The following is a 22,317-nucleotide window of genomic DNA, read 5'->3' as shown; positions in this document are numbered from 1 at the left end:
CATGGCCGCCACCCCTCCGCAGGCCACCTACCGCGTCCAGGTCCGTCCCGGCTTCGACCTGGACGCCACCGCAGGCATCCTCGACTACCTCGTCGACCTGGGCGTCAGCCACCTCTACACGGCCCCGCTGCTGGCCGCGACGCCCGGTTCGGCGCACGGCTACGACGTGGTCGACCACCGCACGGTCAACCCGGAGCTGGGCGGCGAGGCCGCCCGGCAGCGGCTGCTGCGGGCGCTGCGCGAGAAGCGGCTCGGCCTGGTCGTCGACATCGTGCCCAACCACGCCGGGGTCGCCGTACCGCCGGCCAACCCGCCCTGGTGGGACGTGCTGCGCCGGGGGCGCGACTCGTCGTACGCCGACTGGTTCGACATCGACTGGGACCGGGGCCGGCTGCTGCTGCCGGTGCTGGCCGACGATCCGGCCGCCCTGGACGACCTGAAGCTCGTCGACGGGGAGCTGCGCTACCACGAGCACCGCTTCCCGATCGCCGACGGCACCGGCGACGGCAGCGCCCGCGAGGTGCACGACCGGCAGAACTACGAGCTGGTCTCCTGGCGGCGTGGGGACGCCGAGCTGACGTACCGCCGGTTCTTCGCCATCGCGGGCCTGGCGGGCCTGCGCGTGGAGGACCCGGCGGTGTTCGCCGCCACCCACGAGCTGATCCTGCGCTGGGCCGCCGCGGGCGAGGTCGACGGCATCCGCGTCGACCACCCGGACGGTCTGCGCGACCCCGGCGGCTACCTGGCCCGGCTGCGCGAGGCCGCGCCGAACGCCTGGCTCGTGGTGGAGAAGATCCTGGAGTACGGCGAGGAGCTGCCGGACTGGCCGGTGGACGGCACCACCGGGTACGACGCCCCCGAGGTGCCGACCGAGCAGGCCCGCGCGGCGCTCGCCGAGCTGGCCGCGGCGTTCCCGGTCTACCGCGGCTACCCGCCGCACGGCGCCCGGCACCTCGCCGCCGCCCGCTCCGAGGCCGGTCGCCGCCGCCCCGACCTGACCGGCGCCCTGGACGCGATCACCCGCCGGCTGCGCGACAGCGACGACGAACTGGCGATGCGGTTCCCGCAGCTCACCGGCGCGGTGATGGCCAAGGGCGTGGAGGATACCGCTTTCTACCGCTGGACCCGGTTCGTGGCCCTCAACGAGGTCGGCGGCAGCCCCGCCCACTTCGGCGTGCCACCGGCGGAGTTCCACCGCTTCGCCGGCGCCCGCCAGGTCCGCTGGCCCGCCAGCATGACCACCCTCTCCACCCACGACACCAAACGCGGCGAGGACGTCCGCGCCCGCCTCGCCGTGCTCAGCGAGCTGCCGGACCGCTGGGCCGAGCAGGTCCAAACCTGGATGGAGTACGCCCCGCTGCCCGACCCGTCGTTCGCCCACCTGCTCTGGCAGACCGCCGTCGGCGCGTGGCCGATCGAGCGGGAGCGGCTGCACGCGTACGCCGAGAAGGCCGCCCGGGAGGCCGCGGCCTCGACCAGTTGGGCGGACCCGGACCCGGTCTTCGAGCAGGCCATGCACGCGGTCATCGACCGGATGTACGACGACCCGAGCCTGCACGACGAGCTGACCGAACTCGCCGCCGCCATCACCCCGGCCGGCTGGTGCAACTCGCTCGGGCAGAAGCTGATCCAGCTCGCCATGCCCGGCGTGCCGGACACCTACCAGGGCACCGAGCTGTGGGACAACTCCCTCGTTGACCCGGACAATCGTCGGCCCGTCGACTTCGACGTACGCCGGGAGATGCTGGCGCGGCTCGACGGCGGCTGGCGTCCCCCTGTCGACACCGACGGCGCGGCGAAGCTGCTCGTGGTGTCGCGGACGCTGCGGTTGCGGCGGGCGCACCCGGAGCTGTTCACCGGCTACCGGCCGGTGCCCGCGCACGGGCCGGCGGGCCGGCACGTGGTGGCGTTCGACAGGGGCGGCGCGATCGCCGTGGCGACCCGCCTGCCGCTGGGTCTGGCGCGCTCCGGAGGCTGGCGCGACACAGCCCTGTCGCTTGGTGTTAACGAGGTGAAGGACCTGTTCACCGGCCGGGTCTACAGTGGCGGGGAGACGTCGCTGGACACTCTTCTGGCGGACTATCCCGTCGCTCTGCTGGCTCCTCTCACCGCTGCCGAGGAGGCCGTTTCATGACCGAATTCTCCGTCTGGGCGCCGGACGCCAGCCGGGTGCGGCTGCGCCTGGCCGGCGACACCGACCACGAGATGCGCGCCGCCGCCGACGGCTGGTGGCTGGTCGAGGTCCCCGACGCCGGCCTCGACTACTCCTTTCTGCTGAACGACGACGAAACCGCACTGCCCGACCCCCGCTCACCGTGGCAGCCTGCGGGGGTGCACGGGCCGAGCCGCCGCTATGACCACTCCGCTTTCGAGTGGTCCGACAGCCTGTGGACGGGCCGGCAACTGCCCGGCAGCATCCTCTACGAGCTGCACATCGGCACCTTCACCCCGGAGGGCACCTTCGACGCGGCCATCGACCGCCTCGACCACCTGGTGAACCTCGGCGTCGACCTGATCGAACTGCTCCCGGTCAACGCCTTCAACGGCGAACACAACTGGGGGTACGACGGCGTCTGCTGGTATGCCCCACACGAGCCCTACGGCGGCCCGGACGGCCTGAAACGGTTCGTCGACGCCGCCCACGCTCGCGGGTTGGGGGTGATCCTCGACGTTGTCTACAACCATTTCGGGCCCTCCGGGGCCTACGCGCCGCAGTTCGGGCCCTACCTCGCCGAGCAGAGCAACAGTTGGGGCCGCTCGGTCAACCTGGACGGCCCGCACTCCGACGAGGTACGCCGCTACATCATCGACAGCGTGCTCATGTGGCTGCGCGACTACCACGTCGACGGACTGCGCCTGGACGCCGTCCACGCGCTGCCGGACACCCGGGCGATCCCGCTGCTCGAAGAGCTGGCCATCGAGGTCGAGTCCCTGTCGACGCACCTGGGCCGGCCGCTGTCACTGATCGCCGAATCCGACCTCAACGACCCGCGGCTCATCACCCCCCGGGAGGCGGGTGGGTTCGGGCTGCACGCCCAGTGGAACGACGACGCCCACCACGCGCTGCACACGTTGCTGACGGGGGAGCGGCAGGGCTACTACGGCGACTTCGGCTCCCTGGAGACGCTGTCGGACGTGCTGACCGGCGGGTTCTTCCACGCGGGGACGTGGTCCAGCTTCCGTAACCGGCACCATGGGCGGCCTCTGGACTCCCGCGTTCCTGGTCATCGGCTGGTGGCGTACCTGCAGAACCACGACCAGATCGGGAACCGGGCCACCGGGGATCGGATCTCGGCTTCGTTGTCGCCTGCGCTGCTGCGGGTCGGGGCCATGCTGCTGCTGACCGCGCCGTTCACGCCGATGCTGTTCATGGGGGAGGAGTGGGCTGCTTCAACGCCGTGGCAGTTCTTCACGTCGCATCCGGAGCCGGAGTTGGCCTCTGCGGTGCGGACTGGGCGGCGGCGGGAGTTCGCGGCGCACGGGTGGCCCGAGGGGGACGTGCCAGATCCGCAGGATCCGGAGACGTTCGTACGGTCGCGGTTGGACTGGGCGGAGCTGGACAAGCCCGAGCATGCCTCGATGTTGGCGTTCTACCAGCGGTTGATTGGGCTGCGGCGGTCGGTGGCCGACCTGTCGGATCCTCGGATGCACGCGGTGTCGGTGCAGCACGGGGATCAGTTCCTCCTGATGCGGCGAGGGGAGACGTTGGTGGTCGCCAACTTCGCTGGGCGGGGGCAAGGGGTCAGCCTGCCGGGGGTGGCGCGGCGGGTGCTGCTGGCTACGGGGGAGGGGGTCACGGTGATGCGGGACCGGATTGAGCTGCCAGCGGAGACAGCGGCGATCGTGGCGCTCTGAGCAGTTGAAGCAGGGTGTGAGCGCCGTGCGACATGTGGTTCATTTGAAATGAGAACAGGATAGAGAGCAGGCGTCCTCCGCCTTGCTCGCGCGACGGCAGCGGCAGTCGCTTCGCAAGCCAGGACTTGCCTTGACAGGCCCAGAGTCGTCGTCTGCTGTTCGATCTTGGCGATCCGCTCGTCGGCGTGTTGATCCGATGGACCCGGAAGGGCTCGACACCCTCTTCATCACAGCTGCTTGGCTCCCGTACACACATGGATGGATGTGTCTGGGATCCTGGATGGGGCCGCGAGCATACCGTCTCCGGCGCGAGCGGTTCGACTTTTCAACCGATCTTGAGATGCTGTCTTGAGGCGAGCAGGCCCACCGATCTTCGGCTTATACCACAAAAACAAAAACTTTATTGTCGATCTTTAGTCACTTCAACCGGCGGCCGTTGTTGCGTACTATGTGTACTTCCGGCCGCAGGAGAAGCTGGTGGACAAAGATCCAATGCTGAAGAGTTTTTTCATCAGCTATGCAACAGAAGATCGCGATTGGGCCGAGTGGATAGCGGTGGAGCTTGAGGCTGCTGGCTATTTGACGCGGTACCAGACGGCGGATATCCGCCCGGGTAAGGATTTTGTTCACGAAATGCAGAAGGGCGTGATATCGACAAGTCGGGTGATTGCCGTGTTAACGCCTGCTTATTTAGCGTCGCAGTTCGGTGCGGCAGAGTGGGGGGTGGCGTTCGCGCAGGACCCGAGGGGTGAGCTCGGTTTGTTGATTCCAGTACGGGTGCAACCGTGTGAACCGCCAGGCCTGCTGATGACACGAGTATATGTGGACTTAGTGGGCTCGGACGAGGTCGCGGCGCGTAAGAAACTGCTTGCTGCGGTGGATAGAGAACGGCCACGGCCTGCTAAAGCATCGTTTCCTGGCGTGCGCGCTGGACTGTCCTCTCCTCGTGGGGTGCGTTTTCCTGCCGCGAGCCCGGCCGCAGCATCGAACGATAGCGAAGCTCTGAAGCAGATGGATCAACAGCTGTCGCCTCATCGTGCCGAGAGCCCTGGCGATTCTCTGAAGCCGAGAATGATTCGTCCTCTACCTGGATTCGTTCCGCCCCGCGTAACAGGTCGCGAGAAGGTGCTTGGTGAACTAAAAGCTGCTCTCCAGCGGCCCGGCGCCGTACTCACGGCACTTCTCGGTGAGGCCGGCGTTGGCAAGACTGCAGTGGCTGCCAAGTTTGCTCGAGAGCAGGAGGGCGATTGTGCGGTCGACTATCTCACCGCTGGCGGCTACCCGGCACTCAACGCCGCGACAGTGCTCGAGGGATTGGCCGCAGCCCATCCCAACGCCAAAATCCGGGCGGCACTGACGACCCGTCTCATCGACCGTGACCTCAGCATACTGGCAAAGCTTGATGCGGTTCTTAGTGCTCTTGGTGGGCAACGCGTACTCATCATCCTCGACGACCTGGAACAGTTGCTTGACGATGACGGCAAGCTCCGCGACGAGACACTGTTGGCGCTGCTCGAGGACCTGGCCGGCCGAGACCGGCACGCAGTCCAGGTCCTCCTTGTCACAACGCAGCGATTGCGGTCCCCAGTGGTGATGTCTGTCGGAATGCTCGAAGGGCTGCCGCCGGAGGAGCTACGCGAGTTCCTCTCGGGTCTTGCTTCAGCCACTGGGACGGGCTTGCTGCCCATGTCGTCGCGGCAGTGGGGCCTGTTTACTGGGCTGACGCGAACCTGGCCGCGTCCCGCGGAACGAATTCACGGCATGGTGGCAGGCAGGCCTGCAATGCTGCAGACCCTCCTCGAAACTATGACGAGCGGGCGGTCGCTCGGCGAACTCACCGTCGCCGCACTCGGGGATGTGGAACTTGACGTGGCACAGGCCCTCGCGATCTACGGCCGCCCTGTGTCGGCAGAGGCAATAATGGCACTCGTAAGGGAGACAACCCACAGCCGTATCGCTGAAGCTCTGACCAGTCTTGTAGACCGGAGAATCGTCCGGGGGACCGGTAGACGCTCCGAGGAGGAGGAAGAGCGCTTTTCATTGCTTCCAGCGGAGCGCGCCGATTTCTTGACGGCAGACGCCGAAATTCGGGTGACCCTCCAACGTAGTGCCGCCCACTACTTCTACCGCTGTGGGCGCGAGATTGAGGCTGTCGGCAGGCTACGCAGCCTGACCGATCTTGAAGCGTATCTCGACTCGATTGAGCTGTATTTGGACTGCGGTGATGGTGAACGCGCGTTGCGGATCATAAAGGAGGTCGACGATCGTTATCTTAAAGGATGGGGGCAGACATGGGTGCTCGTCGTCTACTTGAGGCGACTCTCCTCAATGCCGACCAATACCCACGCACTTGTTCTCACCGATAGCCTCTTGGGTCGGGCGCTATTGCAGCAGGGAAGATTAAAGGAGGCCGTTGAACATGTAGTGCGCGCGGGCCGGCGTAATGCAGAGCTGAAAGACAACGAGAATCAGCTGATACTACTTAATCAGCTCGGGGTGTCTTACCTGGCCCAAGGCTGGGTTGGTGCAGCACTCGACGCCTTTCAGGAAGCGGTCGAACTGACGACTTCCGGTCGTGAGGTGTGGAGCCGGGCTGACGCGCGCTACAACGAGGCTATCTGCCTTACGGAATTGGGAAAGTTCGATGCCGCCACTCGGGCTATCGCGTCCGCTCGGCAAGATATCGCCGAGCACGCTGCTGGCGAGCTTACAAGCAGCGCGGACGACGCTGACAACGCGCGGTTGGCCGCAAGACTGTTGTTGGCTGACGCCAAGATTGCTCTGGAAAAGGGTGAATATGTCAGGAGTATCGTTTTAGCTGAGCAGGCTGGCGAAGAAGCACGCGTCAACGGTGCCGAGATACTCGCGGGCACGTGCGACGACCTGCGGGCGTGGGCCTATTTGCTCGACGGTGACGATGTGAGCGCTACCGTTGCAGCGCAAACGGCGCACCGGCTTGCTGCGGAGACAAGTCATCCCAACCTCTTAAGGATCACTGGCACCACACTTGCCCTGCTGCATTTACGCCGCAGCGACCTTGCAAACGCCCACGCGGCCGCTGACCTGGCCGTGCGGTCTGGCCACGGCATGCCAGGAGCAGGGGCATACGCCTTGCGAGGCATTGTGGAGTGGAGGCGTAGGCGTCGGCGGCCAGCAGAGGACGACTTTGTGCGAGGGCTTGCGATCTTGCAACGGGTGCCCAACACAGAACCCAAACTCTACGATTCTCTTGACTTCACAGCACTCCAGCTTGCGGGACTGGCGCTCATCCGCCACTCTGCGCCTGATGAGGAGGCAGCGCTCGACGCATACCAGTCCGCCGTGGAACTCGCTGACTACCCAGGCATTCAAGCGCGTCGGCGCAGCCTCTTTCGGGAACTGGTGGCAGACGATCGTGATGGGCTTGCCCGCCTGCGGGCACTGCTTAGGGTCCGAGCCACCCCTTCGCCTGAGCCGTAACCAGGGCATCCGCGCGTCCAGCTGCGCCGATACGAGTGTAAAGATTCCGGAGTAGTCGAAACATCATGCGCTCCGAGTATCCAGCCTCGACAGCGAGTCGGCCAACGGTCACACCACGGGAGAGGCTACGAAGCCATTCCCGTTCCTGGGTAGACGGATAGTCATCGGACGGTTCCGATGGTGCCGTGAAGATCAGGGCACGAAGCACGTCGAGCGAGACGGTGCTCCGCCCGTTCAAAGCCGCACTAAATGCTTCGCTTAGCGCCGCCGGGCTGGTGCTCCGCGGCAGGATGCAGGCGGCTCCGAGGCGGAACGCTCGAACAGACGTCTCGACCGTGACGCGTTCTGCTAGAACGACGAGCAGCGTGTCGGCCGCACTGCTGGTGAGCGACTCCAGTAAGTTCCAGTCGGTATCGGACAGCAGCGTAAAGATCAGCGCGGCAGGCTGCTGGTCATGCAACCAGGCCAACGGGTCGTCTGGTGCCTCGGGCTCAAAGCCCGCATCCCGGAGGATCGCCATCACTCCACGTCGGAAAACGGGCAATGGGTCCGTGACGGCAATCCGTACGACCATGGGAGCCGGTACCTCCGAGCGAAGGGGCTTGGTGCGCGCTGATCATCGCCGATACTGCCACGTTTGACCAACTGAGCCATGGGCTGGCGTGGGTCTGCCACTTGGATGGCGTCATGGACCGGCAAGCGGCGACCGCCCTACCGTTAGGCAAAGCCACTCGACGTAGGAGGACAAGCGATGATGACAGTGGGAGGCGAGGGCTCGGATCGTTCGCTTAGTCAGAGGTCCGCACAACCCCGTTCGGACTTTCGCGTTGCGCGGGCCTTCGGCGGTGGCGCGACGAGTGCAGGGGCGTCGAGTCCGAGTGGACGTGTTCGCATCCATGAGAGGATCTCGGCGATCATAGATGAACTGAACAGATATGGTCCTGAAGTGATCGATCGTGTTTCGCGCTCGGGGTCCGGGTCCGCTTCCGTTGCACGGCGGGATCTTGACGCAGCCGTGGGCCATCTCCGAGACGCCTTGAAGGCTGTCCGGAGAATGAACGCCTAGCACTATCACGCCGCCGATAGCGAGTCCTGATGACAGCGAAATCCCTATACGAGCGCGCTGACTCTCGAGGGCGCAGCCTTGTTCGGCGAGACTAAGCCTCCGAGCGTCGACGAGAGGTCGCTACAGACCCCGCAGCGAGTTGTACAATCAACCCTGACTGGGCACGCGTGCGTAATAACGCAATTGGATCACGGGCAGTCTTGCCCCCGACAGCCTCGTAGGTACTATAGAGCCCGGATCTGTGACGGATGCCCATCACGTCGCTGATCGCAGTTCAAGCGGCCTCTACACGACAAGCCTGCGTGAGGGTGAATAGTGAGTGATCCCGCCGACCTCGTCTTGGCGTACTGGAACGAACACCGCCAGCAACTGCGACAATGCGAAAATCAGCGCGCTACCATGACTAACTTTGTCCTGGTCGTCACTGCCGCGCTTAGCGGTCTTATCATTCAGCAAAGATTCGCAGTGAACGCGACCCCCCTCGGGGTCTTGATAATCATGATAGGCGGCTTTGGGGCTGTTTTGTCTGCAAAATATCACGAACGGGCCGTTTACCACCTTGGTCAGGCCCGCGCGCTGACTGATACTCTTCGAGATATAAATGCTCTAGGTAATGACATGAATATAGTTGAACATCGCCAAAGTCATTACAGGGCTTTCCCGCGCATGTATCGCATCCGTCTTCACGCACTTTGGACCGGCCTTCACATCGTCATCGCCCTCTATGGGCTTGCGTTAACTCTGATCATTGCTTTCGTTTAACTGCTCCATGACGGCGGTTCCGGCGCGCAGCGGTGGCACCGTTGTCACGGTGAGCCGACTGGCGGCATGGAGAACGATGCCTACTGCGGACTCGGCTATGAAGGAGCGGCGGTGCTAGGCGTCAAGCCGCTTCATACTTCGCGCAGGTCAATGACGAGCGATGAGAGGATTCGGAACTGCTCGCGGCGAAGACGGCGACGACTCCGGGGTGGCGAAATGCCGGAGGGGAAGGCAGGCAAATCGTTCTGCCCCCGTCATCGGCGGAGAGGGAAGGTCAGGCCGGCCGCAAGGTACATCGGAGCGTGTCGCCCACGGGCGCGCATCGCCGCACCAACTCGGTTAGCGACGTTGCCGGGGAGGCGGCGCTCAGCCTCGTGGCACGAGAAGAAGGCGACGTCCTCCAACTCTCCTCTCGGCAGGTTGAACCCGTCGAGGCCACCGACGGACCCGCAGTCGAACGTGAAACTGACGATCGCACGGGGGCGCTGCCCGGTAGGTGGTGCCCAGTCGACTACGAGCAGAGCGCCCACTGTCAGCGCGACGCCCAACTCTTCTCGAATCTCGCGGGCGCAGGCATCATGCGGGTATTCGCCCTCGTCAACGTAGCCGCCCGGGAAGGCCCAGTGGTCGCGGTACGTGGGCTTGACGAGCAAGACGTTGCCCGTCGGGTCGGTGATGAAAGCCGCAGCGGCAGCGTAGAAGGAAGCCAGGTTGGCGTACCAGGTGGCGGGCTCCGTCCAGGTCACCTCGGTGACGCTAGCGGACATGCCTAGGTGGCGCTCTCGCTTTAGATGGCTGCTGGCGCGGCCGCGAGGGCATGCAGGACTTCGTTGACCTGGTTCGACGACTGGTGCGGGCGGAGGGTGGTGGTGAGTTCGCCGAGGCGCTGGCGAACGCGCGCAGACTGGACCCCCGTAACGTCCCGCGCCAGGGTCCGGCTCCAATCACAGGCCGCATCGGTGTCACCAGCCCGGGCGTGAGTCATAGCGACGAGGGCCGTGTGCAGCGCACGGGTTCGGGTGTTTTGGCTGCCGAGGGTAAGCGCGTCGGCCGCATGTCGTAGGGCTTGCGAGTACAGGTGCAGGTCGCCTAGGCATCTCAGCGCGGCCCCGGCCAGGTGCGCCGGGGTGAAGTAGCCGACCCAGCGGGGGCCGGGATCTGTGCCCGTCCGGTCGAGAGAGCGCTCAGCCTTGTTTAGGGCACGTTGGCAGGCACGCCGCTCGCCTGCCTGTCCGTAGGCCGTAGCGGCGGTGGCGTGTAGCCGAGCGAGGACAGTGGCAGGGGCACGGCCAGCTCCGTCAATGGCGGCTTCGGCGAGCCGGGCGGCCTCGCGAGCGTGGCCCAGAAACACAGCCTGAGTGGCAACGTTCGCCAGAAGATGAGCACCGTAGAGGCGGTCGTTACCGGCCTTCGAAAGTCGCAGACCTAGGGTCACGTGATGTTGCGCGAAGACGTGTTCGCCCGCGTCGTACGACATAAAGGCGAGTTGGCCGGCGAGCGTTGCCGCCGCACGCATGAGATCGCGCCCCACTGCGTCGGTGTAGGTGCCCCGCAACATCGGCCCGACCTGACGAACAAGCAGGTCGGCCATGACGGCACGGGTGTGCGGAGACCCGCTGCCGTGACGTCGATCGAGGTCGGTGAAATGATCTGCCAGCGCGTACAGCGATTGGACGTCGGCGGAGGTGACCTGCTGCCGGCCGCGCCGACTGAGCGTCTCGTCGGGCAGGTCGTACCGCCAACCTAACGCCGCATGTAGGGCTTTACCGCTGTCGAAGGTCCCGTTCACCTGCCGGTTGAAGTGCTTGGCGAGCGTCATCCAGATCTGCTCGGCCGCATCTATCGCCGCATCGACGGAAGCCGGGTAGACGCATGTTCCGGTGCTCTCGGAAACGCCGAATCCCAGCTCTGACGCAGAGACGGGGCGCCCGAGTTTGCGAGCGAGTGTTTCGGCCATGGCCGCCTGGACGTGCTCCCCAGGCCGGCGACCGCGCAGCCACCAGTAGACGCTGGCTGCGTCGTACCGCCAGGCACCCTGCTCTCGACCGGCGTGATTGAGCTGGCGTGCGAATGCGGCGTGCGCGTTTCCATAACCAGCGGCAGTCAGCAGCCCGTCGAACGCCGCATTCGTCACCGGTCTCGCCATCTCAGCCTCCAGCCATCACACGACTACCAACAGTGATGAGCCTATGGGTTGCCCCCGTCCGATAGGGAACAGCGCAACCCCACGCAAGCCACGTCCTGACCAGCGCAACCGAGCGCATCGCTCGCCATCTGGCCCGTCAGTCGGCAGCCCGCTTCTCTGCGTGCAGGGGAGTTCCGGGCGGCGGCAGAGGCTGAATGTCCCGCCCCGGTTGACGGAGGTGGAGATGAGCAGCGATAAGCAACCGAGCAAAGGCGAGCAGTCGGAGGCTGCTGAGCGGGAGGCAGCCAAACAGCGCCTCCTCGCCCAAGCCGAGGCGGATCGCGTACCCGTGGACGACACGACCCGCGCGGTCCCGGACCGGCGGTGGCGGCGTGACAGGGGATGACCTGCCGATCGGCCGGCGGGTGGCGAGCTGGCGGGTGCGGCGGCAGATGACCCAGCAGATGCTCGCCGACCGGCTGCGCAGGTCCAAGAGCTGGGTCGACAAGATCGAGCGAGGTGTCCGCCCCCTCGACCGGTACTCCGTCATCCAGGACCTGGCCCACGTCCTACGCATCGACCCGGAGGTGCTGCTGGGCCAGCAGCGCAGCACCCCGGCGGGCACGTCGGACGGCGTGGACGACATCCGGGCCGCGCTCGCCCGCTACGACACCCCGCAGGCTCCACCGCAGACGGACGACCTGAGACGGCAGGTCGGGCACGCCTGGTTGACCTACCAGCACGCGCACTACGGGCAGTTGGTGCGGGTGTTGCCGGGCCTGCTCGACGCCGCTCAGGGCGCGCGAAAAGCGGAGCTGCTGGTGCAGGCGTACCGGATCACCTCGTCCCTGCTGGTGAAGCTCGGCGAGGCCGACCTCGCCTGGCTGGCCGCCGACCGGGCGATGGCCGCCGCCGGCGACGACCCGTTCCTGGCGGCAACGGCGGCCATCTCGGTCGCCCAAGCGCTCCGCGCGTCCAACCGCGACCGCCTGGCCCTGGCCGCGACCCTCAGCGCCTCGAACCGCATCCTCCCATCCCTGCCCGGCCCCGGTGATCAAGAGATTTGCGGGACTGTTGGAGATCAAATCGCCCGCAAACCTCTTGATCACGGGGGCGAGGGCCGGGGCGGGAGCGCGGGGGAGCGGGCCGTCGGTGGGACGCTGCTTCTCCAGGCTGCGCTGGCCGCCGCCGGCTGCGGCGACGCCCGCCGCGCCCACGAGCTGACCGACCGGGCCGCGGGCGTCGCCAGCAACCTTCGGGGGTACGACGACACGCACCGCACCTGCTTCGGGCCGATCGCCGTCGACCTGGCGCGGGTGCTGTCAGCGGCGCAACGGGTTGACTCCGATGAGGCGCTGCAACGGCACGTGACGGTGGTTCGGCGGGAGGCGTTCCGGCGGTTGCCGGTCGAATATCGGGGCGCGTACCTGGTTGATGTCGCGCGGGTGTACCTCCAGGTGGGTGACCTGCGCGGGGCTTCCCGCGCCCTGGTGGACGCGGACAGCGTCGCGCCGGCTGAGGTTCGGTGCCGGCCGTTGGCGCGTGCCGTGATTGCCGAGATCGCCCGCGCGAACCCGGCGCCGGCCGGCGTGGCGCGACTGGCGACGCTCGTTGGCCTGACTCGCTGACCGGCCTGTGGGCGAGAGCGACGCCTGCCTGGCCCTCCTCGACCGGCATGTCGTTTCAGGTGCTTGACCTGTCAATTTTCCGCCGGTAATGTAAATTTACAACGACGATCATCTATTTAAGAGCAGGTGAACCGTGCTGTTGAAATCCATCGCCATCGCCATCGCCGCGTCCGTCGCAGGCGTGCTGGCCGCCGCCCCCGCCGCCTCCGCGGCAGCACCCGGAGTGTCGATACAAGGCTGGGGGTCCGGGAACTGCCCGCAGGGCATGCTCTGCATCTGGCCCAACTGGAATCACCCGCCGCAGGGTCCCGTGGAGACGCCCTCTCTGACGACCAACAGCGAGTGGACCGGCAGCATCCAGGGATTCAACTTCTACAACGGCACAGGCCGCGACGCCGTAATATCCGGGTTCACTTTCGGCTCGTCGATTCCCTTCAAGACCTGTGCTCCTGCCGGCGGGACCGGGGGCGACCTGTACATGCCGGTCAACGTGACGAAGGTGACTTGGCAGCTGACCCCCTGCTGATCCTCCACTGGGCTTTTCCGAGTAAGGGTTTAGGGAATAGCCATGTTCTCCGTCGATGATCGGATCGCGGTTTCAATGACCACGGCCGAATTCAGAGCCACGATTTCTGCAGCTGGGCGTCGGGTCGGCAAGGCTGACGCCTAGTGGCTGGCGAAGAGCAGCGACGGGAGCTGAAAGGGCCTGGCTTGACCGCGCGCGATGGGCGGCATCTGCGAGATGCGCCCCATCGGCGGCTGGCAGGAGGAGGCCCGGCAGATTACGGCGATCCTCCTCGACGGCCTACGCCACGTCACGCCGAAGGTGCGCGCATCGTGAACGGCCACCGAGCCGCCGCCCTCGATGCCGCCCTTCGGCTGAGCCGTGCCCGTGGTGCCGGCGTCGCCGACCGGTGGGGCCGGTCCTGGCCGGCGTGGCGCGACTGGGTCACGCTCGTCGGCCTCATCCGCTGACGAGCGGCAAGCGCCCCCGCGATGAGCGGCGATTTCAGCGGAATCACAGCAAACTCAAAGCTTAGACCACAGTGGATCAGATGCTTGACCCTTCAACTTTCCCGGTGGTAACTTTCATCGACCGATTCCACTGGGGAGGAAATAGTTTTCATGCGACTGAAATCCCTCGCGCTTGCCCTGTCCACCGCGGGTCTGCTGGCCGCCGTCCCGGCCGCGTCGGCCTCGGCCGCCGTGCCGGCCGACGAGCCGTGGCCGCCCGGCAACTGCCAGCCGGGCACGTTCTGCGCCTGGCCCAACTGGGCGCCCCCGAACACGGGCCCCACCGAGACTCCGTCCCTGGTGGCCACCGGTGCGTGGACCGGCAGCGCCCCGACGAAGCAGTTCTACAACTACACGAGCGCGAATGTCGAATTGGAATACCACAACACGTGGGACCCGTCGACTGTCATCACCCACTGCGCGACCCCGCGCGGGAACATTTTTTACCTTCAGGTAATCGTTACCAAGGTGAACTGGCACGGTTCCTGCTAATCGCGTGGCGGGGATCCCTCAGCTGGCCGTCATCCGACCCCTGCGCCGGATGAGCGTGTCGAAATATGATGAGCGACAACGGCACGAAGACCCACAGCTGAAGGACCGTGTACCGACGCAGTTCCCGATCGATGTCGACGTCGGCGAGTTCGGCATCGAGGGCACCCGGGCGCATCGGCCTGATCGCGTACCAGGCGAGCGGGGCGTAGTTGAGACCTGCGCCGACCAACCACAGGCCGATCGCCCGGGTGCCGGAACCGACGCCGGGGTGGAGAAAACCGCGCCGCTGGCGACACCCACAGCGGTCAGCCCGGCGCGCAGCCCGCGAGCCCGCCGGCCGGGACGAAAGCGGAGAGCCCCGCAATCCCCAGGGCGACCACCGTCAGGGCGGTGCACCGCAACCCCCAACGGCCAGTGCCCGACCGGTCAGGAGCATCGCCGGCAGCGCGCCCGCGCTGATGAACAGCAGGCCGTGACCAGCTGTCGGTGCGGCGACGCGGATCCCATTGTGGAACGCTACCCACCCGCCGCCCTCAATCGCATCAGGGTGACGACCAGGGCTGGGGTTTCCGGGAACGTGAGATCCGGGCATGTACCTCGGCACTGCTGGAGGGGAGAGACAGCAATGCTGGTGACTGGTTATGTCGGCGCGGTGCTCATCGGTGCCCTCGTCGGCCTGCTCGGCCGGCTCATCTTGCCGGGGAGGCAGCGGATCGGCATCTTCGCCACGTTCGTTCTTGGCGTCGGCTCGGCGGTGCTGGGCACCGTGGTCGCCAGGGCGCTGCACGTCGACGATGACGCCGGCGTGAAGGTGTGGGTGCTGCGCTGGGACTGGATCGTGCTCGCGATCCAGGTCGGCCTCGCGATCATCGCCGTGGCACTGGCGAACATGCTGACCTTCACCCGGCTTGCCGGCGGCGATGAGACCCCTCGTCGGCGCGTCCGTCGCACCAAGGCCAAGCGCGAATCGTGATCGGGCTGCTGCCGCGTGGGGCCGAATGAACCCGGTTGCCGTGAACTCGATCGCGGTCCTGCACTGCCCGCCCCCGCTCGCCTGACACTCGTGTCACCCGACGGTGACAGTCTCATCCAGCGGGTGCACTGCGTTCCGACGCCGCGACCTGCGGCAGGTGACGGGCGAGTTCGGCACGCAGGACGCTCGTCCCGGGCCGAACCAGACCGACGTTGACCGTGTAGACCGGCTGACCGGCACGGATCCGTGGACGCAGCGTCGTGCCGGGCGGTGCGACCGCTCCTGGGCGCAGGGCCACCTGCAGGACGGCGAACGGGCCAGGACGGCGAATCGTCGTCCACCGGATCGTCTGCCACGGGAGGAGGGCCGACCGCCCCTTCTCGACGAGCCCCAACGCCGGACCGGTGACGTCGACTGATGACCAGGTCTTCCGATGCAGCAGAACCGTGAAGGCGCTGAAAGCGACGGCGTAGACAACACCTGTGACAGCCAGGTTCGTGTAGTCGGCCGCCACCCGCCCAGCGATGAGTGCCAGCACGGCCTGGACGAGAACCCAGGCCGGTAGACCCAGCAGCAGCATGAACACGAACATCAGGCGGGCGGACGTGCGGAATGTCGTCCTGTCGTTCTCGTCCATGAGGGCCCTTCCGTCGACCGTGCCGTCGACTGTAGGACAGCTCCCGCCCCGCCGATGCCCGTGCGCGTGCCGTCACGAGGCATCACGAACGGTGTTGCCTCGCTGGCCTCTGCGTTCACGCGGCGGTCACCGGCGTGACCACGCTGCTTCGGGTGAGGCTCGCTGCGGGTTCGCGGCGGTGCCCGTCCGCCACGGTACGGAGGGACCACTCGCACGAGTGGTCCCTCCGCTGGTTCGCGCGGCTAGACTTCAGGTTGGCAGTTCACCTGTGCTCTGCTGCGGCGGGCGCAGACCTCGGGAGGGTGTTGCAGCACCCTCTCGAGGGGCCGTCCGGTCGGACGGCGCCTACTCGCAGAAGACCCGCACGGTGGCATCGGGGGAGTCCACCTCCACCGTCATGTCGTCGAGGTGCTCCACGAGCGCCTCCAGCTGCTCGGGCTTGAGCTGCGTCAGGTCGATCGGCACGCCCGAGTCGCTGAGTGAGGCGTTGGCCTTGACCAGCGCCTGCGGCGGGACGAGCGCCGCCAGCCGTACGCCGGCCCGCAGCAGTTGCAGCGGCACCCGCACGTTGACCCGCGACGGCTCGCCGTTGTCGGTGGCGTCCACCACCACCCGCAGGTACTTCAGCTTGCCCTTCGGTCGGGCGTCGAGACCTGCCGCCGCCGGTGCCGGGTCCCGTTCGAGTGCGGCGATGAGCTGCTCCGCCTCCTCTGCGGTGATCTTGCCGGCGGCCAGCATGTCGAGGATGTCCTTGCGTTGTTCGTTCATGTCGAACCTCTCCTATCGGATGGCCACGAGCACGGCCGTGCGGCCCTGCTCGATGTCGAAACGGGCGCCGGGCAGCGCGGAGATGACGCGCCAACCGGCGCCGAGTGCCCGCACCGCGCCGATGCGGAACACCAGGCAGGCCACGATCGCCGCGAGCGCGACCAGGACCACGACCGGGAAGAGCAGGAGCACCACCGGGAGCACCGGAACCCACAAGCGGATGGGTCGGTGGCCCGGGCGATCGACCTTCACGGTCACCAACTGCGGCATCACGACCGGCCTTCCAGCTCGGCCAACGCCTGCTGGGCATTGATCTCACCGCGGCGCAACCGGTCGATGACGTCGGCCCGCGACGGCGCCGGGTCGGTCTCGACGAAGTCGAGCATCTGCGTGATCCGGTTGAGCCGTGACTTGATCGTCGGGTAGCTCACCCCGAAGATGCGTTCCATCTCCTTGATCGAGCCGTGGCAGCGCACGAACGCAGTGACGAAAACCTGATCCTCGACGTTGAGCTGAGCCAGCTGCGGGAGCTCGAACTCGCCCTCGATCGCAACGCCGTTGCCCGCCAGGCGCACCCGCTCGACGACGAACGGCTGCCCCCGCGTCAGGCTGGTGAGTTCCTGCCAGTCCATCGCCTGATCTGTCATACCTAAATTTGTACCTTAAGAATCCTCAACTTCCAAGAGTCGGACCTTAACTTTCTTAATGTCGGTGCTCGGCTGCCTCGATGACCGTCTGGGCCCAGGCCGCAGCGCGACGGCCTGGGCCCGGACAGTGGCGGATCACCGTCAGGCATCTCTCCCGACGGCGCGCGCGTGGGTCGTCGCGGACCGGGAGGTGACGTCGCGGTTCGGGACGGAAGTCCGACGTTCCGTGTTCGTCTGCTCACGGACAGTCCAATCTGGAACCCGGCTCGCCGTGGGGCGGCCGTACACAGCGGACAGTGGAGGTTCGGATGCTGATCATCGCGGAGGAGCGGGACACCTACCCACCGAAGGGTCAGATCCCCAACCTGGAGACCGACGAGAAGGCGTGCGGCGACATCCTGGCCCGGATCAAACCGCTCCTGCCCAGCGACCTCAGGGGCGAGGTGGTCGGGGCGTTGGTGGACTGGTCGGCGAGCACGTTGCTGGAGCACCGCAACTTCGGGACCTGGGCCGAAGCCATCACCGCCGCGACCAGCTACGCGCGCAACGACATGGCCCGTGCCACCGACGACGGCCAACGCCAGCGTGGCGAGGCTGTCGGCGTCGGCGACCTGGCGAAGCTCGACGCGGCGGTGGGGAGCACGGGACGCACCGGCGACCCGCAGATCACCCGGCGCGACGAGAGCCGCAGGTGGGCGAACTGCGGAATAGCCGCGTTCCAGATTCGCGAGCAGTTGCGCGACAGGGGCGGCGAGCCTGTCCGCCTGTCCAGCCAGACCTACGGCAAGGGCAAGGGCGCCGCGCTCAAGCAGGCGCTGCGCGTCCAGCCCGCCACCGCCCAGACCGTCCTGCTGCTCGACTGCCAGTTCCCGCAGGTGCACAACTTCGTCATCGAGGTGCACCACGACGGGTCGCGTTACCTGGCCCAGGGCTACCAGGGCACCTACTTCGCGCACTGGTGGCTCGGCATCAACGACAGCTACTCCGGAGAGGCTTCGCGCGCGATTCTCGCCCTGCGCGAGCGGTACGGGTTGGGTCGGGCGATCAGCAAGGAGAACTACGAGAGCCTGCTCGACGGCCTGGCCGCGGCCATCTCGTCCGACTGGCAGGAGACCGCGAACCAGTGGCAGACGTTGCCGTTCAATCCTGACCGGCAGGAGATCGACGGGATCCGCCGCCGGTCCGAAGCGCCGACGATCCTCGTCGAGGTGTTCGAGCTGCGCAAACCGGCGGTGGCTCGGGCGGCGTTCGGCGCGAGCGGCGCGGCGTCGCTCAGCGAGCTGGCGACCCGAGGGATGACGACCGCCTGACGCGATGTTCCCGGCCGGTCGGCAACCGACGGGCCGGGAACACGGGCCGTGGCGGGACCCGGTGCGATCCCGCCGCGTGCGCCGCTATGCGCCCGAGATGGCCTTGAGCGCCGTGTCGAGTGCCTGGTCCGCCGGGACTGACACGTCGGGGACCACGCCGACGCCCTCCCAGTTGGTGCTGGTGACGCTGTTGATGGTCCGGGCGGTCGGCACGGTCACGAGGATGTGTTCGGTGACCGGGTGGCGGGCCGTCGGGTGCGCGCCGCCGCGGGTCGTCTCACCGACGACGACGGCCCGGCCGTGCGCCTGGAGGGTGTACGCCACGTCCTCGCCACCGGAGAACGTCATCGCGCTGGTGAGCACATGGACCGGACGGTCCACATAGCGCGGCGCGGGAAGGTGGGCTGTGGTCCAGAACTGACGGGTGGCGCCGGTGGACCGCTCGTAGAAGTCGTTGAGGTGCACCTGGTCGTCGCGGAAGAAGTAGCTGCACCACATCGCGGCGCCCTCCGGTGTTCCGCCGCTGCACGCGCGCAGGTCGAGGATGAGCGCGGAGCTGAGGGCGACCAGGTGCATGGCCGCGCCGATCGCGGCGGCGCCCTCGTCGGCGTACGCGATGCGCCGCACGTCGATGAGCCCGACGTTCCCGTCCAGGTGCTCGACCCGGCGGATCCCCTGGTTCTCCGCCCTGAGCAGCGCGCGGAACGCGGCCCGGCCGCCGTCCTCGTCCGCCGGATCGAGTGACTGCGGCTGGTCCGTCCAGAGCAGCCGCAGATGCCTGTCCGGGCACACCTGCTGAAGGTGATCGGTCACCGTCGTGCAGAGCGCCGGCCCGTCCAGGTCGTCGTACTCGCCGGCAGCGAGACGACGCCGGATCGCGGCGTCGATGTCGGCGACCTTCGCGGGAAAGACGTACCCTGCCCCGATCCGGTCCAGGGCCTGTCCGATGATCTGTTCGTTGGTGAGCACGGCGGCTGATGGTAGACCGCGAGCAGGCTCATGACCATCGGGTTGCACGCGAGTCAGGCGCCGAACGTCCGGGGCGCGTCGGAGTCAGGAGCGTGGCAGGAAGCCCACGAGCGACGTGATGATCGCGAGCCGCAGGGCGGCCCGCAGGTCGATCTGGTAGACCGCGAGCGCAGGCTCGGATTCGTAGACGGCGAGCAGGCTCGGCGGCGGCGACGTGTAGGCGGACAGCGCGCCTGCCACGAGCAGAGCCTGCAGGCAGAACAGCTCGGCGCGCTCGCCGACCTCCGGCAGGTGCCGCCGGATGAGGTCGGCCATCACCGCGAGGTTGGCCAGCGAGGCCCGCTTGTGTCGGCGGACCACCTCCACCGAGACGTTGTGCTCGAGCACCCCGCCCTGCGCGCCGAAGAGATCACACAGCACCGTCTGGGCGGCGAGCGACCCACTGAGCACGTCCGCCGCCTGCTGGGCACGCTCCAGCGCGGACCGGCTCGGGTCGACGCCCCGGCCCAGCTCCTGCTCCAGCTCGGTCAGCCAGGTCGTCGTCCGGTCGTCCAGCAGGTCGAGCAGCACCGCTTCGCGGGACTCGAAATACCGCAGCACCGCCGTCTTGGCCAGGCCCACCCGCCGGCTCAGCTCGTTCAGGGTCACCTCGGCCACCGACATCTCGTCGAGCATCGCCGAGGTCGTCTCCAGGATCGCCTGGCGCCGGACCGCACGCTGCTCCTCGCTGCGTGCCCGCTGGAACGTCATGACGCCAACCCTAACTTAGGTACCGCCGGTCTCTTGACAGTGTACCGGCGGTACCTTACCGTTCAGGCATAACTTACCGGCGGTACCTTGGGAGCCTGAGATGAACTGGACCGAGCAGCAGATTCCGCGTCAGGACGGCCGGGTGGCAGTGGTCACCGGCGCCAACACCGGGCTGGGCTTCGAGACCGCCCGGCTGCTCGCCGAGCGCGGGGCGTCGGTCGTGCTGGCCGTACGCGACACCGAGAAGGGCAGGCGGGCCGCCGCCCGGATCAACGGCGACGTCTCCGTCCAGGAACTGGACCTGACCTCGCTGGAATCCGTGCGCGCCGCCGCGGCCGACCTGCGTACCGCCCACCCGCGGATCGACCTGCTGATCAACAACGCCGGCGTGATGTACACCCCGAAGCAGACCACCCGCGACGGCTTCGAGATGCAGTTCGGCACCAACCACCTGGGCCACTTCGCGCTCACCGGCCTGCTGCTCGACGTGCTGCTGCCCGTGCCCGGCTCCCGCGTGGTAACGGTCAGCAGCGTCGGGCACCGCATCCGCGCCGCCATCGGATTCGACGATCTGCAGTGGGAGCGTTCGTACAGTCGGGTCGCCGCCTACGGCCAGTCGAAGCTCGCCAACCTGATGTTCACCTACGAGTTGCAGCGCCGGCTCGCCCCGCACGGCACCACCGTCGCGGTGGCCGCGCACCCCGGCGTCTCCAACACCGAACTGGTCCGCAACGCCCCGGCGGTCGTGCGCGCACCGATCACCTGGTTCGCCCCGGTGATCACCCAGCCCGCGGCGGCGGGCGCGCTGCCCACCCTGCGCGCCGCCACCGACCCGGCCGTCCTCGGCGGGCAGTACTACGGCCCCGACGGCCTGGGCGAGACGCGCGGCTACCCGAAGCTCGTCACCTCCAGCCCCGACTCCTACGACCTGACGGTGCAACAACGCCTCTGGGCCGTCTCGGAAGACCTCACCGGCGTCCGGTTCCCGGTCGGCCAGGCGGCCTTCGCGGCGTGACCGTGCCACGAGGCAGGTGATCGGTCGCGGCGGGACCCGTCCGGGTCCCGCCGCGACCGTCAGCGTGGCCCGCCGCGCAGCCTTCGGCCGACCTGCCAGGAGGCGGCGGGCCAGGCCGTGACGAAGCCGGCGATCAGCCCGATCTGACCGGCGAACCAGAAGGTGGGGCTGTCGGGCCGTAGGGGCGGCTCCGGAAAGACCATGTGGTGCGCCAGCGTCAGCCACGCGAACAGCGCCGACTCGAACACCGTGATGGTCAGCAGTTCCGCCCTCACGACCGCCGTCAGCGCGCGCCAGATCTGCGCGACGCGGCGAGCCGGCCCCTCGAAGAACCGAAAGAGAACAGCGATCGTCACCGCCGCCAGATAGTCGCCGACGTAGGTGATCCACAGCCCGTTGCGAGCCGGGTCGAAACTGAGCGCGTACAGGGCGACCTCGGCGACGATGAAGCCGAGAGCGCAGTGCGCGCCACAACGGGACACCTGCGTCAGGATGACGCCCCGGTGGGGCCGTCGAGGCTTGTCGTTCCGCCGTCGTGGCTCAAGCGCCTGCGGCCTGCCCCAGTTCCAGTAGAGGCGCACGGCCGCCGGGCCGACGTAGAGGACGGTCACCAGCCAGACGATCTCCATGACCTTGACCGGCTGACGATGCCCGCGCAGGTACGTGTCGGCGAGGACGATCGCGAAGCTGACGACGCCGACCGCGAGCGAGGCCCAGGAGAGCGCCAGGAGCCAGGTTGGCTGCATCCCCGCCCCTTCCACGCGCCGGGCGCCGGTGCCTGCCGCGGCCGAACGTGGAGGGGGGTTCGCTGACCGGTGTCGACGGCCGAGGACGCCCCACAGTCTGT

The 22,317-nt window shown here is 67.3% G+C and carries 21 protein-coding genes; 11 read left to right on the top strand and 10 right to left on the bottom strand.

What is annotated here, in order from left to right:
• Window position 1 precedes the first annotated feature (1 nt).
• From B0E54_RS13225 to B0E54_RS13215, 3 genes are all read left to right on the top strand, one after another.
• Complete coding sequence (locus B0E54_RS13225; RefSeq protein ID WP_234583687.1) at window positions 2–2,134, top strand: alpha-amylase family glycosyl hydrolase; 2,133 nt, start codon at window positions 2–4, stop codon at window positions 2,132–2,134.
• A complete protein-coding gene (treZ, locus tag B0E54_RS13220; protein ID WP_234583685.1) occupies window positions 2,131–3,855 on the top strand; it encodes a malto-oligosyltrehalose trehalohydrolase in 1,725 nt (574 codons plus the stop codon). Before B0E54_RS13225 ends, treZ begins: the two co-directional genes overlap by 4 nt.
• Window positions 3,856–4,332: 477 nt before the next feature.
• A complete protein-coding gene (locus tag B0E54_RS13215; RefSeq protein WP_234583684.1) occupies window positions 4,333–7,314 on the top strand; it encodes a toll/interleukin-1 receptor domain-containing protein in 2,982 nt (993 codons plus the stop codon).
• Here the strand turns inward: B0E54_RS13215 and B0E54_RS13210 are convergent.
• A complete protein-coding gene (locus B0E54_RS13210; RefSeq protein ID WP_234583683.1) occupies window positions 7,280–7,834 on the bottom strand; it encodes a hypothetical protein in 555 nt (184 codons plus the stop codon). The genes B0E54_RS13215 and B0E54_RS13210 overlap by 35 nt on opposite strands.
• Before the next feature lie 861 nt (window positions 7,835–8,695).
• Here B0E54_RS13210 and B0E54_RS13205 point away from each other — a divergent pair.
• Window positions 8,696–9,142, top strand: coding sequence for a hypothetical protein (locus tag B0E54_RS13205; protein WP_234583682.1), 447 nt, complete (start codon window positions 8,696–8,698; stop codon window positions 9,140–9,142).
• A gap of 254 nt (window positions 9,143–9,396) precedes the next feature.
• Here the strand turns inward: B0E54_RS13205 and B0E54_RS13200 are convergent, their stop codons facing one another.
• Together B0E54_RS13200 and B0E54_RS13195 are read right to left on the bottom strand one after the other, a co-directional pair.
• A complete protein-coding gene (locus B0E54_RS13200) occupies window positions 9,397–9,888 on the bottom strand; it encodes an NUDIX hydrolase (protein ID WP_234583681.1) in 492 nt (163 codons plus the stop codon).
• A 41-nt stretch (window positions 9,889–9,929) separates the two neighbouring features.
• Window positions 9,930–11,288 carry a hypothetical protein gene (locus B0E54_RS13195; protein ID WP_234583680.1) on the bottom strand — a complete coding sequence of 453 codons (1,359 nt, stop codon included), beginning with the start codon at window positions 11,286–11,288 and terminating at the stop codon, window positions 9,930–9,932.
• Between the two features lie 371 nt (window positions 11,289–11,659).
• Here B0E54_RS13195 and B0E54_RS13190 point away from each other — a divergent pair, with 371 nt between their 5' ends.
• From B0E54_RS13190 to B0E54_RS13170, 5 genes are all read left to right on the top strand, one after another.
• Window positions 11,660–12,895 carry a helix-turn-helix domain-containing protein gene (locus B0E54_RS13190; protein ID WP_234583679.1) on the top strand — a complete coding sequence of 412 codons (1,236 nt, stop codon included), beginning with the start codon at window positions 11,660–11,662 and terminating at the stop codon, window positions 12,893–12,895.
• A 133-nt stretch (window positions 12,896–13,028) separates the two neighbouring features.
• Window positions 13,029–13,421 (top strand): hypothetical protein, encoded by a 393-nt coding sequence (locus B0E54_RS13185; protein WP_234583678.1) that lies wholly within the window; start codon window positions 13,029–13,031, stop codon window positions 13,419–13,421.
• 311 nt (window positions 13,422–13,732) lie between these two features.
• Entirely contained in the window at window positions 13,733–13,870 is a 138-nt protein-coding gene (locus tag B0E54_RS13180) for a hypothetical protein (protein WP_234583677.1), read from the top strand.
• A gap of 150 nt (window positions 13,871–14,020) precedes the next feature.
• Entirely contained in the window at window positions 14,021–14,401 is a 381-nt protein-coding gene (locus B0E54_RS13175) for a hypothetical protein (protein ID WP_234583676.1), read from the top strand.
• A 625-nt stretch (window positions 14,402–15,026) separates the two neighbouring features.
• Window positions 15,027–15,374 carry a GlsB/YeaQ/YmgE family stress response membrane protein gene (locus B0E54_RS13170; protein ID WP_234583675.1) on the top strand — a complete coding sequence of 116 codons (348 nt, stop codon included), beginning with the start codon at window positions 15,027–15,029 and terminating at the stop codon, window positions 15,372–15,374.
• 112 nt (window positions 15,375–15,486) lie between these two features.
• Here the strand turns inward: B0E54_RS13170 and B0E54_RS13165 are convergent, their stop codons facing one another.
• The 4 genes from B0E54_RS13165 to B0E54_RS13150 form a co-directional block, all read right to left on the bottom strand.
• Complete coding sequence (locus B0E54_RS13165; protein ID WP_234583674.1) at window positions 15,487–16,011, bottom strand: hypothetical protein; 525 nt, start codon at window positions 16,009–16,011, stop codon at window positions 15,487–15,489.
• 345 nt (window positions 16,012–16,356) lie between these two features.
• On the bottom strand, window positions 16,357–16,779 hold the full coding sequence (locus B0E54_RS13160) for a DUF2089 domain-containing protein (RefSeq protein ID WP_234583673.1): 423 nt from the start codon (window positions 16,777–16,779) through the stop codon (window positions 16,357–16,359).
• Window positions 16,780–16,791: 12 nt separating this feature from the next.
• Window positions 16,792–16,974: a hypothetical protein gene (locus tag B0E54_RS13155; protein ID WP_234583672.1), complete on the bottom strand. Its 183-nt coding sequence runs from the start codon at window positions 16,972–16,974 to the stop codon at window positions 16,792–16,794.
• A gap of 74 nt (window positions 16,975–17,048) precedes the next feature.
• Window positions 17,049–17,411, bottom strand: coding sequence for a DUF2089 domain-containing protein (locus B0E54_RS13150; RefSeq protein ID WP_234583671.1), 363 nt, complete (start codon window positions 17,409–17,411; stop codon window positions 17,049–17,051).
• 323 nt (window positions 17,412–17,734) lie between these two features.
• Here B0E54_RS13150 and B0E54_RS13145 point away from each other — a divergent pair, with 323 nt between their 5' ends.
• Complete coding sequence (locus B0E54_RS13145; protein ID WP_234583669.1) at window positions 17,735–18,736, top strand: hypothetical protein; 1,002 nt, start codon at window positions 17,735–17,737, stop codon at window positions 18,734–18,736.
• Window positions 18,737–18,820: 84 nt separating this feature from the next.
• Here the strand turns inward: B0E54_RS13145 and B0E54_RS13140 are convergent, their stop codons facing one another.
• Both B0E54_RS13140 and B0E54_RS13135 read right to left on the bottom strand, forming a co-directional pair.
• Complete coding sequence (locus tag B0E54_RS13140; protein ID WP_234583668.1) at window positions 18,821–19,705, bottom strand: S41 family peptidase; 885 nt, start codon at window positions 19,703–19,705, stop codon at window positions 18,821–18,823.
• Window positions 19,706–19,789: 84 nt separating this feature from the next.
• On the bottom strand, window positions 19,790–20,455 hold the full coding sequence (locus tag B0E54_RS13135) for a TetR/AcrR family transcriptional regulator (RefSeq protein WP_234583666.1): 666 nt from the start codon (window positions 20,453–20,455) through the stop codon (window positions 19,790–19,792).
• Between the two features lie 100 nt (window positions 20,456–20,555).
• Between B0E54_RS13135 and B0E54_RS13130 the strand changes: the two genes are divergently transcribed.
• Window positions 20,556–21,470, top strand: a complete 915-nt coding sequence (locus B0E54_RS13130) for an SDR family NAD(P)-dependent oxidoreductase (protein ID WP_234583665.1) — start codon at window positions 20,556–20,558, stop codon at window positions 21,468–21,470.
• Between the two features lie 59 nt (window positions 21,471–21,529).
• Here B0E54_RS13130 and B0E54_RS13125 read toward each other — a convergent pair whose 3' ends face one another.
• The gene (locus B0E54_RS13125) at window positions 21,530–22,216 is read right to left on the bottom strand and encodes a DUF4396 domain-containing protein (protein ID WP_234583664.1); all 687 of its coding nucleotides are present in this window, start codon (window positions 22,214–22,216) and stop codon (window positions 21,530–21,532) included.
• Window positions 22,217–22,317 lie beyond the last annotated feature (101 nt).

Source organism: Micromonospora sp. MH99 (genome assembly GCF_021442385.1).
Lineage (GTDB): Bacteria > Actinomycetota > Actinomycetes > Mycobacteriales > Micromonosporaceae > Micromonospora.
The sequence above is the reverse complement of the archived record's forward strand: the minus strand, read 5'-3'. Positions and strand labels throughout refer to the sequence as shown.

What these genes read in the sequence shown, in the direction of transcription:
- B0E54_RS13170 (WP_234583675.1), top strand. Translation starts at nt 15,027, where the DNA reads ATGCTGGTGACTGGTTATGTCGGCGCGGTGCTCATCGGTGCCCTCGTC.
- B0E54_RS13145 (WP_234583669.1), top strand. Translation starts at nt 17,735, where the DNA reads ATGCTGATCATCGCGGAGGAGCGGGACACCTACCCACCGAAGGGTCAG.
- B0E54_RS13135 (WP_234583666.1), bottom strand. Translation starts at nt 20,455, where the DNA reads ATGACGTTCCAGCGGGCACGCAGCGAGGAGCAGCGTGCGGTCCGGCGC.
- B0E54_RS13130 (WP_234583665.1), top strand. Translation starts at nt 20,556, where the DNA reads ATGAACTGGACCGAGCAGCAGATTCCGCGTCAGGACGGCCGGGTGGCA.
- B0E54_RS13225 (WP_234583687.1), top strand. Translation starts at nt 2, where the DNA reads ATGGCCGCCACCCCTCCGCAGGCCACCTACCGCGTCCAGGTCCGTCCC.
- treZ (WP_234583685.1), top strand. Translation starts at nt 2,131, where the DNA reads ATGACCGAATTCTCCGTCTGGGCGCCGGACGCCAGCCGGGTGCGGCTG.
- B0E54_RS13150 (WP_234583671.1), bottom strand. Translation starts at nt 17,411, where the DNA reads ATGGACTGGCAGGAACTCACCAGCCTGACGCGGGGGCAGCCGTTCGTC.
- B0E54_RS13165 (WP_234583674.1), bottom strand. Translation starts at nt 16,011, where the DNA reads ATGGACGAGAACGACAGGACGACATTCCGCACGTCCGCCCGCCTGATG.
- B0E54_RS13125 (WP_234583664.1), bottom strand. Translation starts at nt 22,216, where the DNA reads ATGCAGCCAACCTGGCTCCTGGCGCTCTCCTGGGCCTCGCTCGCGGTC.
- B0E54_RS13195 (WP_234583680.1), bottom strand. Translation starts at nt 11,288, where the DNA reads ATGGCGAGACCGGTGACGAATGCGGCGTTCGACGGGCTGCTGACTGCC.
- B0E54_RS13210 (WP_234583683.1), bottom strand. Translation starts at nt 7,834, where the DNA reads ATGGCGATCCTCCGGGATGCGGGCTTTGAGCCCGAGGCACCAGACGAC.
- B0E54_RS13175 (WP_234583676.1), top strand. Translation starts at nt 14,021, where the DNA reads ATGCGACTGAAATCCCTCGCGCTTGCCCTGTCCACCGCGGGTCTGCTG.
- B0E54_RS13160 (WP_234583673.1), bottom strand. Translation starts at nt 16,779, where the DNA reads ATGAACGAACAACGCAAGGACATCCTCGACATGCTGGCCGCCGGCAAG.